Source organism: Actinophytocola glycyrrhizae, assembly GCF_042653545.1.
Lineage (GTDB): Bacteria > Actinomycetota > Actinomycetes > Mycobacteriales > Pseudonocardiaceae > Actinophytocola > Actinophytocola glycyrrhizae.
The window spans coordinates 420,673-433,175 of sequence record NZ_JBHSIS010000010.1 but is presented as its reverse complement, the minus strand read 5'-3'; the positions used below and the strand labels follow the sequence as shown (position 1 = coordinate 433,175).

11 protein-coding genes are annotated in these 12,503 nt (G+C 72.1%); 7 read left to right on the top strand and 4 right to left on the bottom strand.

The window, feature by feature from the left end:
* The first annotated feature begins 167 nt into the window (after positions 1–167).
* The 5 genes from ACFPCV_RS23710 (at position 168) to ACFPCV_RS23690 (ending at position 5,144) form a co-directional block, all read left to right on the top strand.
* Positions 168–1,022, top strand: a complete 855-nt coding sequence (locus ACFPCV_RS23710) for a LysR family transcriptional regulator (RefSeq protein WP_378058489.1) — start codon at positions 168–170, stop codon at positions 1,020–1,022.
* Positions 1,009–1,905: a serine hydrolase gene (locus ACFPCV_RS23705; RefSeq protein ID WP_378058488.1), complete on the top strand. Its 897-nt coding sequence runs from the start codon at positions 1,009–1,011 to the stop codon at positions 1,903–1,905. Before ACFPCV_RS23710 ends, ACFPCV_RS23705 begins: the two co-directional genes overlap by 14 nt.
* A gap of 118 nt (positions 1,906–2,023) precedes the next feature.
* Complete coding sequence (bla, locus tag ACFPCV_RS23700) at positions 2,024–2,932, top strand: class A beta-lactamase (RefSeq protein WP_378058487.1); 909 nt, start codon at positions 2,024–2,026, stop codon at positions 2,930–2,932.
* A 219-nt stretch (positions 2,933–3,151) separates the two neighbouring features.
* Entirely contained in the window at positions 3,152–4,522 is a 1,371-nt protein-coding gene (locus ACFPCV_RS23695) for an L-serine ammonia-lyase (RefSeq protein ID WP_378058486.1), read from the top strand.
* Positions 4,523–4,586: 64 nt separating this feature from the next.
* On the top strand, positions 4,587–5,144 hold the full coding sequence (locus ACFPCV_RS23690; RefSeq protein ID WP_378058485.1) for a maleylpyruvate isomerase family mycothiol-dependent enzyme: 558 nt from the start codon (positions 4,587–4,589) through the stop codon (positions 5,142–5,144).
* A 55-nt stretch (positions 5,145–5,199) separates the two neighbouring features.
* Here the strand turns inward: ACFPCV_RS23690 and ACFPCV_RS23685 are convergent, their stop codons facing one another.
* Entirely contained in the window at positions 5,200–6,165 is a 966-nt protein-coding gene (locus ACFPCV_RS23685; RefSeq protein WP_378058484.1) for a sporulation protein, read from the bottom strand.
* Positions 6,166–6,292: 127 nt separating this feature from the next.
* Here ACFPCV_RS23685 and ACFPCV_RS23680 point away from each other — a divergent pair, with 127 nt between their 5' ends.
* Together ACFPCV_RS23680 and ACFPCV_RS23675 are read left to right on the top strand one after the other, a co-directional pair.
* The gene (locus ACFPCV_RS23680; RefSeq protein WP_378058483.1) at positions 6,293–7,087 is read left to right on the top strand and encodes a glycosyltransferase family 2 protein; all 795 of its coding nucleotides are present in this window, start codon (positions 6,293–6,295) and stop codon (positions 7,085–7,087) included.
* Between the two features lie 499 nt (positions 7,088–7,586).
* Positions 7,587–8,528, top strand: a complete 942-nt coding sequence (locus ACFPCV_RS23675) for a beta-propeller fold lactonase family protein (RefSeq protein WP_378058482.1) — start codon at positions 7,587–7,589, stop codon at positions 8,526–8,528.
* Positions 8,529–8,552: 24 nt separating this feature from the next.
* Here the strand turns inward: ACFPCV_RS23675 and ACFPCV_RS23670 are convergent, their stop codons facing one another.
* From ACFPCV_RS23670 to ACFPCV_RS23660, 3 genes are all read right to left on the bottom strand, one after another.
* A complete protein-coding gene (locus ACFPCV_RS23670) occupies positions 8,553–9,029 on the bottom strand; it encodes a hypothetical protein (protein WP_378058481.1) in 477 nt (158 codons plus the stop codon).
* Between the two features lie 75 nt (positions 9,030–9,104).
* Positions 9,105–11,678: an alpha/beta hydrolase domain-containing protein gene (locus tag ACFPCV_RS23665; protein ID WP_378058480.1), complete on the bottom strand. Its 2,574-nt coding sequence runs from the start codon at positions 11,676–11,678 to the stop codon at positions 9,105–9,107.
* 93 nt (positions 11,679–11,771) lie between these two features.
* The gene (locus ACFPCV_RS23660) at positions 11,772–12,347 is read right to left on the bottom strand and encodes a QsdR family transcriptional regulator (protein ID WP_378058479.1); all 576 of its coding nucleotides are present in this window, start codon (positions 12,345–12,347) and stop codon (positions 11,772–11,774) included.
* Between the last annotated feature and the right edge of the window lie 156 nt (positions 12,348–12,503).

Here is a 12,503-nt window from a genome sequence, read left to right as displayed (position 1 = left end):
GTTCGAGGCTAGCTGAAACGTGTTCCAGTTCCTAGCGTCGGGCGGTGTTCCGACGCCTGCCGCGAAGCGATGCCCCGAACGACGCTTTCGGGACAGCGCGTCCGTGCTCACGGCGTGGGTCTTGCCACGGTCCCGTGTTCGTCGGTGCCTCCTGCTTTCATGGTCGGGTGGATCTGCTTCGACATCTCCGCTTCTTCGTGGCCGTCGCCGAGGAGGGGCACTTCGGGCATGCCGCCGACCGGCTCGGCATGACGCAACCGCCGCTGTCCCAGGGCATCCGGCGGCTGGAGGACCGGCTCGGCGTCACACTGCTCACCCGCACCGCGCGTGGTGTCGGCCTGACGTCGGCGGGGACGGAGCTGCTGCCAAGGGCCGCCATGTTGCTCGCCGACGCGGAGCGGTTCGCCGAGGACGCGCAGCGGCACCGGGAGGCGCGCGCCGAGCTGCGGATCGGGGTGGTGCCGCAGCTGTCCGCGTGGCACGTCGCGGCCGTCGTCGACGGGGTGCGGCGGGCCGGGGCGCTGGCGACCACCACCGCCGGGTCCAGTGTGGAGCTGGTCGGGGCGGTCGTCGCCGGGCAGCTGGACTGTGCGGTGGTGCACCATCCCGCGCTCGTGCACCCGTTGGAGTGCGGCGGCGTGGTGAAGCTGCCCACCGACTTCCTCGTGCCCTCGGGCCGGGCCGTCCAGCGCTTCGCGCACCTGCGGGACCTCGCGCTGGCCGCGCCGCCGCGGCACCACAACACGGCGGCGTGTGACCTGCTCGTGGATTCCTTACGGGCCAAGGGGATCGACCCGGTGCTGGTGGCCGCGCCGACCGACCGGGACGTGGTCGCCGCCGTCGCGTCGGGTACCGCGTTCGGGCTCACGGCCGACCAGGGGCTGCGTGCGCCGGGGGTGGACCGCGTCGCGCTCGGCGGGGACGAGTTCTTCCTGCGGGTGCGGCTGGTGTGGCGCACCGAACCGGAGTTGCGTGCCGCGGTCGAGGACGGGCTCGCGGGGGACCGGCATGCCCTCCGTTGAGCAGCGCGTCCGCGACACGCTGCGGCAGGCGGGCGCGACCGGGTGGGTGCACGCGGCGCCGGTCACCGACGTGCCGGGGCGGGAGGTCGACGTCGGCGCCGACGAGCTGGTGGTGATGGCGTCGGTGTACAAGCTGCCGCTGCTCGTCGCGCTGTGCGGCCGGTTCGCGGACGGGACGTTCGACCCGGCCGCGCCGGTCCGGGTGCACCCTGGTTCGAGCTCGCCGGGGCCGACCGGGGTCGCGGCGTTCCTCGACCCGGTCACGTTGTCGTGGCGGGACCTCGCGGCGTCGATGATCGCGGTCTCGGACAACGCGGCCGCGGACGTGATCCTCGGCGAGGTCGGGCTCGACGCGGTGCGGTCGGTGCTGGCCGGGTGCGGGCTGCCGAGGACGAAGGTCGTCGGCGGGCCCGCGGACGTCGAGGCGGCGCTCGTGCGGGACACCGGTGCTGCGTCGGCGGCCGAGGCGTTCGCGTTGCTCGCCGACAACGACGCCGCCCTCACCGTCAGCGCCTACGACCCGGCGTTCGCCAGCGCCACGACCGCCCGGGAGATGACGCGGCTGCTCACGCTGATCTGGACCGACGCCGTCGTGGACGCGCGGCGGTGCGCGTTCATGCGGCGGCTGCTCGGGTTGCAGGTGTGGCCGCACCGGGTGCGGGCCGGGTTCCCGTACGCGGGGGTGACGGTGGCGGGCAAGACCGGCACGATCGGCGCGATCCGCAACGAGGTCGCGGTCGTCACGTTCCCCGGGGAGACGCCGATCGCGGTCGCGGTGTTCACGTTCGCGGCACGAGCGGACGCGTTCCTGCCCGCTGCCGACGCCGCGATCGGCGAGTGCGCGCGGCTCGCCGTGACCGAGTTGCGGTCGGGGAGATGGTGACTTCCCAAGCTTCTGACCTGCGGTGATTCCAAAAGAATATCGGCTGTCGGCGGGTGTTCTATTGGCGTGCGCCGTGCGGGCTGTGCTTCCTTCGTGGTGATCACACAGGGAGGAACGCATGGGAAAAACACGGAGAGCCGTGCTCGCGGCTCTGCTCGGCGTGGCATTGGTGGCCGGCTGCTCGGCGGCACCCGCGGGCACCGCGTCGCCACCGTCGCGGACCACGTCGGCCAGCCTGGTCGCCGATCCGGGACCGCTGCGCGAGATCGAGGCGCGGTACGCCATCCGGCTCGGCGTGTACGCCGTGAACGTCCACACCGGAGCGACGTTGTCCTACCGGGAGGACGAGCCGTTCGCGATGATGTCGACGTTCAAGCCCTACGCGGCGGCCGCGCTGCTGCACCGGCACCCGATCGCGTCGGACTTCTTCGCCACCGTCGTCCAGTACACCGAGGCCGACCTGGTGGAGTACTCGCCGGTGACGAGCGCGCGGGTGGCCACCGGGATGACCGTCGCGCAGCTGTGCGAGGCGGCCATCACGCGGTCGGACAACACGGCGGGGAACCTGCTGCTGCGCCTGCTCGGCGGCCCGGCGGCGATCACGGCGTTCGCGCGGGACATCAAGGACCAGCGGACACGGCTCGACCGGTGGGAGACCGAGCTGAACACCGCGATCCCGGGCGACGACCGCGACACGACCACCCCGGCGGCGATCGGCGAGGGCTACCGGTCGCTGGTGGTGGGCGACGTGCTGGCCGAGCCGGAACGGGAGCAGCTGACGAACTGGCTGCTCGCGAACACCACGGGTGACGAGCGGATCCGCGCGGGCCTGCCAGCCGACTGGAGGACGGCGGACAAGACGGGCAGCGGCGCCTACGGCTCGGCCAACGACGTCGCGGTCACCTGGACCCCGGACGGCACACCGATCGTCATCGCGGTGCTGACCACCAAGGAGGTCGAGGGCGCCGAGTACGACAACGCGGCACTGGCCGCGGCGGCCGGGGTGGCGGCGGAAGCACTGGCATGAGCTGCCCGCGGCCGCCTCGTCGCACCACTCGCTGACGCTCGGTCACCGGCCGGACCTTCGAGTTGCCGAGGGGGCGGCGGGGCGGTACGACAGGTGGGCACGCGGATGGGTTCGGGGGCGGACCGGCCGGCTCGCGCAGGCGGCCGGCCGGTCCGGCGACGTCACCCCGGGAAACCCGACCTACCATGAACTGGTAGCGGCGGTTTCCACGGAGGTTCAATGGCGATCAGTGTGTTCGACCTGTTCTCGATCGGGATCGGGCCCTCCAGCTCGCACACGGTCGGACCGATGCGGGCCGCTCGCACGTTCGTCACCGGGCTCGCCGACGACGGGCTGCTGACCTCGGCGCACACCGTGAAGGCCGAGCTGTTCGGTTCGCTCGGCGCCACCGGCCACGGGCACGGCAGCGGGCCCGCCGTACTGCTCGGACTCGAAGGGGAGCAGCCGGAGACCGTCGACACCGACGCCGTGCACGAGCGGGTCGAGCGGATCCGGGTCACCGGGCGGCTCCGGCTCCTCGGCACGCACGAGATCGCGTTCGGTGACGGGGCGCTGGTGCTGCACCGGCGCCGCAGCCTGCCGTTCCACCCCAACGGCATGACGTTCGAGGCGTTCGACACCGCGGGCCGGTCGCTGCGGGCCCGCACGTACTACTCGGTCGGCGGCGGCTTCGTCGTCGACGAGGCCGCCCAGGGCGCGGACCGGATCAAGGTCGACGACACCGAGGTCGCCCACCCGTTCCGCACCGGCGCCGAGCTGCTCGCCCACTGCCGCCGCACGGGGCTGCCCGTCAGCGAGATCATGCTCGCCAACGAGACCGCGTGGCGGTCGGTCACCGACGTCCACGCCGGGCTCACCCACATCTGGGACGTCATGCAGGAGTGCGTCCGCCGCGGTCACACCCAGGACGGGACCCTGCCCGGCGGCCTGAAGGTCCGGCGCCGCGCCCGCGAGATGTACGAGCACCTCTCGTCCGACCCGTTCTCCACCGACCCGCTGCGGGTCATGGACTGGGTGAACCTGTTCGCGCTGGCCGTGAACGAGGAGAACGCGTCCGGTGGCCGGGTCGTCACCGCGCCGACCAACGGCGCCGCGGGCATCATCCCCGCCGTCCTGCACTACTACGCGCGGTTCGTGCCCGGCGCGACCGACGAGGGCGTGGTCCGGTTCCTGCTCACCGCCGGGGCGATCGGCGTGATCTACAAGGAGACCGCGTCGATCTCCGGTGCCGAGGTGGGATGCCAGGGCGAGGTCGGTTCCGCCTGCTCGATGGCCGCCGGTGCGCTGTGCGAGGTGCTCGGCGGCACACCGGAGCAGGTCGAGAACGCCGCCGAGATCGGCATGGAGCACAACCTCGGCCTCACCTGCGACCCCGTCGGCGGGCTGGTGCAGATCCCGTGCATCGAGCGCAACGCGATGGCGTCGGTGAAGGCCATCAACGCCGCGCGCATGGCGCTGCGTGGCGACGGCACCCACGTCGTCACGCTCGACAAGGTCATCAAGACCATGCGGGAGACCGGCGCCGACATGAAGGTCAAGTACAAGGAGACGGCACGCGGCGGACTCGCCGTGAACGTCATCGAGTGCTGAGGTCGATCCGGGCGGTCCTCGTCCGTCGGTGGGGTGAGGAGACCATCGACGAGAGGGACCACCCATGACCGACATCCGTGACGTCATCGCCGCCGAGCGTCTCGAGCTGGCCGAGATCCTGGTCGGGCTGCCCGCGAAGGCGTGGGACGCGCCCAGCCTGTGCGAAGGCTGGCGGGTCCGCGAGGTGGTGGCGCACATGACGGCGCCCTACCGCCACCCCGACGCCGAGTTCCTGCGGGCCGAGGACGCCGACGAGCTCAACCGGGCCGCCGACGAGCTGGCCCGCCTCGACGCCGGGCAGCTCACCAGCACCGAGCTGACCGCCGCGGTGCGGGACAACGCCCGCCACCCGTGGCAGCCGGACGGGTTCACCGGCGCGCTGTGCCACGACGTCATCCACGGTCTCGACATCACCGTCGCGCTCGGGCTGGGCAGGCAGGTGCCGCTCGACCGCCTGCGGATCGTGCTCGACACCATCGTGCCGGACCGGGCCGCGTTCTTCGGCGTCGACCTCACCGGGAAACGCCTGGTGGCGACCGACCTCGACTGGAGCAACGGCGACGGCGAGCCGGTGACCCGGCCGGCACAGGAACTGGTGCTCCTCGTCTGTGGCCGGACGTAGGCCGACGAGGAGGCGGGACGTGCGGCGGCCCCCGAGAGGCCGCCGCACGAAAGGCCTATTCCTCGCCGCCGCCGAAGTCCTCGCCGCCGTCGAACAGCTCGCCGTCCATCATGTCGCCGATGATCATCCCGCCGACGAGACCGGCGGCGGCGCCACCGACCACGGCGCCCATGCCGGGCCCACGGCGGCCGTGGCCGTGGTGCCCGTGGTGGCCGTGGTGGCCGCCGCCGAAGGCCGGGTTGCCCCGCGGCGCGCGGTCGGCGACGTCGGCGAGCCAGCCGCCGATGATCGAGGTCCAGTCGGCCTGCTCGGCCTCCTCGTGGGACATGTGGAACCGGCCGAACGAGTCGCCGCCAGCCCGCAGCAGCCCGCCGCGCTTGTCGGCCTCGAGCACGACCCACAGGTCGGAGTGGCTGGTGACGAAGGTCAGCTCGACCTGGTTGAGCCGCCCGGCGAACTGCGGCGGCGGGAAGAACTCGATCTCCTGGTAGAAGCCGAGTTCCTGCGGCACGGCCGCGATCCGGCCGATCTCGACGTCGGCGGAGCGGAACGTCGCGCCCAGCTCCCCGAACGCCTCGAGCACCCGGTCCTGCGACGGCAGCGGCCGCACCAGCACGGGGTCGAGGTCGCCCTTGTCCGGCGCGCCCTTGATCACCAGTTCGGTGCGCACACCGACGACCATGCCCGGCAGCGCGACGTCGCCGACCGCGGTCACCGGCGTCTCCCACGGCAGCGAGAGCTGGAAGGGGATGTCGAGGCGCTCACCGGCGGGCACCCGGACATCCCGCTGCACGACGAGCCGGAAGAACTCCCCGGTGCCGTGTGCCTCGCCGCCGCCGTGCTCGACCTCCACCCGGGTCACGAGCGAGAGCACCACCTGGTCGATGACGGCGTCGTTCGAGCCGCCCTGGATCTTGACCTGCCCCCGGATCACCTCCCCGGCGGAGGCGGTAGCCGAGTCCAGCACGGTATCGACCGACGGCCCGCCCACCCCGAAGGCGGAGAGCATTCGCTTGAACAACAGAGATCCCTTCCGTAGCACCGAACGCGAGAACTCGCGTACGGAATGGTGGCACGGACCGACAAGACCGGACAATACGGGCGCTACCGTGTCGCGCTGGTGACCGGCAACGCCGGTTCGCGGCGAGATGGTCAGCCTGGTGGTCCTGGCGGGCACGTGGCAGGGTGGCCCGGTGCCTTTGGTCTCGATCATCACGCCGACGCAGGCGCACAACGCGATCCACATCGAGGCGCTGTGGCGTTCGCTGGAGAGCCAGGTGCTGCCGCCGGGCTGGGAGTGGGAGTGGCTGGTCCAGGAGGACGGGACACAGCCTGGCGTGCGCGAGTCGCTGCCCGATGACCCACGGATCCGCTACGACGCGCTCGGCGTGCAGATCGGCGGCGCGGCGACCCGCAACACGGCGGTGGCCCGCGCTCGCGGCGATCTGGTCGCGGGGATGGACCACGACGACTACTACGAGCCGGACGGGCTGACCGCGCTCGTCGAGCCCCTCACCGACGACCCGGCGGTGGCGTGGTCGTGTGCGCGGATGCGGTGGCGCAACCCCGACGGGAGCACCTGGGTGAAACCGGACGTCTACCCGCCGGGCCGGGTCGAGCCGGGCACCATCGCCGACACCTTCGTGCGCACCGACGACTTCCCGTTCCCTGCGTCGATCACCGTCTACCGGCGCCCGCACCTCCTCGCACACGGCGGCTGGCCCGCCGTGGCCCGCTCCACCGACGCCGTGCTGCTGGCCGCGTTCTCCACGCGGTGGCCGGGTGTCTGGGTGGACCGGGTCGCCGCCACCTACCGTCGCTGGTCCCGGCAGCACACGGTGCAGTCCTCGGACATCGGTATCCGCGACGTCCCGCACGTCCGGGGCGCGATCGCCCAGCGACTGGCCGCCGAACGCGCGCTGGCACGGGTCGCGGGAACCTGATCCGGCCCGCGACGACCGCGTTCCGGCCGGGCGCGGACCACCTGGCCGTCGGGCGCGACGGCCGAGACGTCACCGCCGTATGTGGGTCCTGCACGCAGCGTCATCGAGACGTAACAGTCCGAACGGGACGGGCACGATCGGTTGATCCAGTTCCCGGGCCACGGGCTGCCGCCGCGGTCCGCGGTGCTACGCAACGTTCGGGAGCGTCACACTTTCGTCGGGCAAGATCACCTGAGGCGTCTGAACAGTGCTTTTGACACAGTGGCACCGGTGACTAGGCCGTTAGGGTGATATCAGGTTCGGCACGTCCGGACGCCTCACAGCGCTCCGGGCTCGATCGGGGACGGCTACAGCCGACCCCACAACGCCGTCAACTGGTCTTTCTGTGCGTTTCGCAGCTCATCTCGTGGCAGAGGAGAAATCGATGCCTGCTCTATTGAGGAGGCGCGCGTCCAACTCTCAGTGGGCCTCCCGTTCACCGGGATGGTGTCATGTCACCTTGTCGGCGCTGCTGGTCGTGCTCACTGTGGGTCCGCTCGTTCCCGCGGCCGCCGATGCCTACCCGCCTCGTCTCCAGGTGTTCGTGGCCAACACGGATTCGGACGACGTCACCGTCTACGACACCGAACTGGCGGAGGTGACGGCGACCGTGCCGGTCGGCGACGGACCGGTGGGAGTCGGCGGCACCCCCGACGGGGACCTGGTCTACGTCACCAACGAACGGGCCGACTCGGTCTCGGTCATCGACGCGCTGACCCATGAGGTGACGGCCACCGTGCCGGTCGGCGCGGACCCGTACGGCGTCGACGCCACCGCCACGCACGCCTACGTCACCAACTACGGCGCCGACACCGTGACCGTGATCGAGGTCGCCACCCAGCAGCCGGTGGCCGACATCGCGGTCGGCCGGTCCCCGCACACCCCCGTGGTCAGCCCGGACGGGACGCGGGTATACGTCACCAACAACGGCGCGAGCTCCGTGACCGTCATCGACGCGACCACGAACACGGTGGCCGGCACGATCCCCGTCGGTCGCTTCCCGGCGGGGATCGCGGTCGGTCCCGGCGGGGAACGGCTCTACGTGGCCAACACCGGCGACGACAGCGTCACCGTCATCGCCGCCCCGCTCGCCGTGCCGGTGGCCACGGTGCCCGTCGGCCAGGCACCCATCGGGCTGTCGGTCACCCCGCAGGACGTCGTGTACGTGGCCAACACCGGTTCCGACGCCGTGTCCGTCATCCACGGCGAGTCCGCTGTCGTCAGCGCGACGGTCCCGGTGCAACAGCGCCCGGAGGGTGCGGCCACCTCGACCGACGAGGGCTTCGTCTACATCACCAACAACGCCGCCAACACGATGTCGGTGATCGACACGGCCACCATCACGCCGGTGGCGACGGTCCCCGTCGGCCAGGGCCCCGAGGGGATCGCGGTGACGCCGTGACCGCCGCCGGTCGCCGAGGCCACGTCAGCCGCCCTGCACCCACATCGAGTAGAACAGCGAGACGTCGTCGGCGCAGATGACCTGCGGCAGGTCGGGCTCCGGAACCTGGTTGCACGCGTACCCGTCCACCTCGATGGGGGCGGAAGCGGGATCGGGCTCGGGTCGCTCCTCGTAGTAGTGGACCAGTACCGCGGACGCCTCCTCGCAGTTCACCCGCCCACCCGCGGTGGCCACGACGACCACGTTCATCGGCTTGGCGAGCGCACCCGTGATCGTTCCGGCGCAGTACCGCTGGGCGGCGTTCTGGTCGACGGACGTCGGCGGCGGGGGCAACGGCGTGTGTTCAGTCGTGGTGGTCGTTGTCGTCGTCGTGGTGGTCTCGGTGGTCTCGGTGGTCTCGGTCGTGGTCGTCGCTGCGCTGTCACCGACCGCGGCGCCGGTCACCGACGTGGAGCATCCTGCGAGCACACACACCAGGACCGTCGCCGTCACCCATCGCATGACCCGCATCATCACACGATCACGACGCTCACCAGGGAGGTTTGCGACAACGTGACCGGCTGATCACGCTGACCGTCACCTCGTGCTGAACGTCCGGTCCAGGTAGTCCTTGAACTGCACGGTCACCGAGTGCCCGTCCGACGGCCAGTTCGGCACGGCGATCGTGCGGGACCGGCCGTCGGCACCGCGCACCGTCTCGGTGACCTGGACGGACGAGGCAGGCTGGGCCGGCAGGTAGGCGTCCACCGCGGTCAGGAACGGCAGCGCGTTGAACGGGGGCAGCGCGGCACCGAGGGCGGAGGTCTGGTCGCAGCCGTCGTCGAAGGCGAACGCGGCCAGCACCTGCCGTGCGCGTGGTGCGACGGCCGGGTCGAGGACGTTGACGCCGTCGAACTCCAGGCGGTCGTTGTCGGCCTGGTCCGACCACCACTCGCGGCCACGCAGAACGGTGACGGCCGTGTGCGTTGGGCACTTGTCGACGTGGTCGGCGATGCCGCCAGGGCCGGAGACCTGCAACCGCAGGAACCGGTCGCTGCGTTCGAACCGCTCGAAGTAGTAGTGGTAGGTCTGCTCTCCTCCACGCAGCAGCACCAGCTCGTAGTGCTTGCGGCCGTTGACCTTCAGCGGTCCGAACGCGCCGTCCTGCCCGGTGCGCACGTCGTGGACGGGGCGGCCGCGGCGCGCGCCGGTGCGGCCGTCGAGCTCCCACACCTGCAGGCGGCCCGCGATCCCGCTGTTCTGCGGGAACGACACCGCGCGGCCCGCGATCTCGACCAGGCCGGGTGGTTCGGGTGTCACCTCGGTCGTCACGGGTGGCAGGTCGCGCAGGAACCGGTGGATGTGCGCGAAGCTCTCCGCCGCCGTGGCCGTCTCGGTGTGGCCCAGGTGCGGCAGGCGGACGTTGGTCGCGCCGCCGATGCCGCCGCCGGGTTGCAGGCTGCCCCACAACGCGAGCGTCGGCACCCCGCCGGGCAGGGTGGCGCTGGAGCGGCCGTCGACGTTGACGTACCTGCGCACCAGTGCCGCTCGCGCGGGCGTGGCCAGGTAGGAGTGCATGACCGTGGTGCCACGCGAGTGCGCGACGATGTCCACTGTGGACGCGCCGGTGCGGGCGCGGACGTCCGCGACGAACGTGTCGAGTCCCGCGACGGCCTGGTCGTTGGTGGGGACGGTCGTGTCGTACTCGTAGGCGTACAGCAGGTCCTCGTCGTAGCCGTTGGCGGAGAGGCGTTTCGCGGTCGACTGCCACTGGTGCGCCGAGCCCTGCTGCCCGTGCACGAAGATCACCGGCGTGCGGCCCCTGGTGTCCGCCAGGTTCCGCTTCGCGTCGGCGGGCAGCAGGTACCCGGCGCGGACGGCGGCCACGTCGGCGGCGACGACCTGCCGCACGTAGGCGGCGTGGCCGGGGTAGAGCCGCGCGAGGGTCTGCTGGTCGAACGGCACGTGGGTGCCGAACAGGCGGCAGAACGTCTCGCCGCTGTTGTCACCGGTGTTGAGCGCGGTCGGTGCGGCGACCTGGGACAGGCGGATGCCACCCACGGCGAGGCCCAGCTCGTCGCGCTTCTTGGTGACACCGTCCGCCTCGAACTCCAGCGGCGGGGCCGTCGGCGGCGGTGTCCCGCGCTCGGCCCACCGCCGCAGGTGCTCGTACCCGGCGGCGGTGACGTGGTGCATGGGAACGCGGCTGAACGGCGGCTGGTCGCAGTTGTACTGGGGTGCGCCACCGAGGTCGCGTTCGGAGATCGGGGCGCGGTAGACCTGTCCCTCGTGGCCGGAGTGGGCCGTGCCCGCGACCTCCCAGCGGCGGAACCCGTCGGTGTCGGCCGGTCGGCGCGCGGTGCGGACGTCGGTCTCGGACAACAGCTGCAAGACGGGTTCGGTGCCGGCGCGGGTGGGTGCGGAGCCGACCACGAACGCGTAGCCGTCGAACACCGGCCGCATCTGCGGCAGGACGTTGTCGTACAGCACCGTCATCCGGCCCGCGGACTGGGAGGCGCCGATCGCCAGCACGGTCCTCGGGCGCAGCCCGCCCATCACCGCGCCGTTGTCGACGGCACGGCCCGCCTGCGTGAAGATGTCGTAGGACAGCTCGTCGGCCGGGAAGCGGCCGCCGCCGGTCACGTCGAGCCCGCCGTAGCGCGCGGGGCTCCACGTGCGGAGCTGGTCGACGCCGACCCGCTGGGCCGACACACCGACCCACGCGTGCCCGGCACGGGTCACCGAGTCCGCGTTCCAGAGCGCGTCCAGGTCGTACCCGGCCGTGACGTTCTGCCACTCGACGAGTGCCGTCCCGCTGAAGTCGCGGGCGCGGGCGGGCCGCCGCACGACGACACGCGTCGTGTACGCGACGTCGGTGGCCACCGGGGTCCCGTCGACCGCCCAGCCGTCGGCCAGGCCGGAGACGTGGAACTCCTCCTCGACGTAACCCCTGGCGGCCAGGTCGACCGGGGTGGAGAAGAACGGGTAGGTGTCCTCGATCCGTTCGGCGAGGGGGTCACCGGGCACGGTGCCGGGCAGCGGGCCGACGACAGCGGGCACGTCGGCGGTGCCGCGCCTGCCGGGCTCGGCGGACGCGGGCAGGGTGGTCGGGACGAGCAGGCCGAGGACGACGGCGACCAGCCCGGCACGACCCCACGTGGAGATCGACATGGTGACTCCCGCTGCGATGGGGGAAGGGCACGCCGAACGTAACCGGCACACCACGATCCGTGCCAGCACAGGGGAAAGCGTGAGACCGCCGTCTCAGCAAGGTGGCCGCAGGACCGCCAGCGCGGCCCGTTCCACCAGTTCGGGGTCGGGCGCCGCGGCGCCGAGCAGCTCCGCGTACAGCCCGGACTCGACGATCCGCACGTACAGGTAGGCGGTCTGGTCGAGCGCGTCCGGCGACCACGGCCGGTCGCCGTGGGCCTCCCGCAGGATCTCCCGCTGCGCCGCCACGACCCGCCGGTGCACCACGCTCGACGCGGTGAACAACACTCGCGCCGCGGTGTCCGGCTCGCGGTGCAGGAAGGCGTGGAACGGCACGGCGGAGCGCACCTGCCCGACGAAGGACCGGGTGACCTCGAGAACACCGTCGGCACCCGCGTGCCTGCGCCGCTGCCGGGCCCGCGCCAGCAGCCGCTCCGCGAACCGCCACAGCACCTCACCCAGCAGCCGGTCGCGGCTGTGCGCGACGCGGTAGAGCGTGGCCCGGCTGACGGCCAGGCTCGCCGCCAGCCGGTCCATGTCGACCATGCCGTGGTCGAGGAAGAACCGGCAGCCGCCGCGGACGACCTGGTCCTGGCTGACCACCCGCCGGGCGCACCTCACGGCCGCCATCGCCGCCCTCCACTTCCGTCCGGGCACCCGCCCGGACCCACCCGGGAATCATCGCCCGCCACTCACGAAAGCCCAACTCGCACGCGGAGAAACGTGAGCCCCGGCGAGACGGCGACCTCCGTGACAGCGGTCCGGGCTCAGGTACCGTTCGGCGTC

Bases quoted from the DNA above. Each gene is read 5' to 3' on its own strand.
- ACFPCV_RS23665 (WP_378058480.1), bottom strand. From the start codon at position 11,678: ATGTCGATCTCCACGTGGGGTCGTGCCGGGCTGGTCGCCGTCGTCCTC.
- ACFPCV_RS23660 (WP_378058479.1), bottom strand. From the start codon at position 12,347: ATGGCGGCCGTGAGGTGCGCCCGGCGGGTGGTCAGCCAGGACCAGGTC.
- ACFPCV_RS23680 (WP_378058483.1), top strand. From the start codon at position 6,293: ATGGTCAGCCTGGTGGTCCTGGCGGGCACGTGGCAGGGTGGCCCGGTG.
- bla (WP_378058487.1), top strand. From the start codon at position 2,024: ATGGGAAAAACACGGAGAGCCGTGCTCGCGGCTCTGCTCGGCGTGGCA.
- ACFPCV_RS23670 (WP_378058481.1), bottom strand. From the start codon at position 9,029: ATGCGATGGGTGACGGCGACGGTCCTGGTGTGTGTGCTCGCAGGATGC.
- ACFPCV_RS23695 (WP_378058486.1), top strand. From the start codon at position 3,152: ATGGCGATCAGTGTGTTCGACCTGTTCTCGATCGGGATCGGGCCCTCC.
- ACFPCV_RS23705 (WP_378058488.1), top strand. From the start codon at position 1,009: ATGCCCTCCGTTGAGCAGCGCGTCCGCGACACGCTGCGGCAGGCGGGC.
- ACFPCV_RS23690 (WP_378058485.1), top strand. From the start codon at position 4,587: ATGACCGACATCCGTGACGTCATCGCCGCCGAGCGTCTCGAGCTGGCC.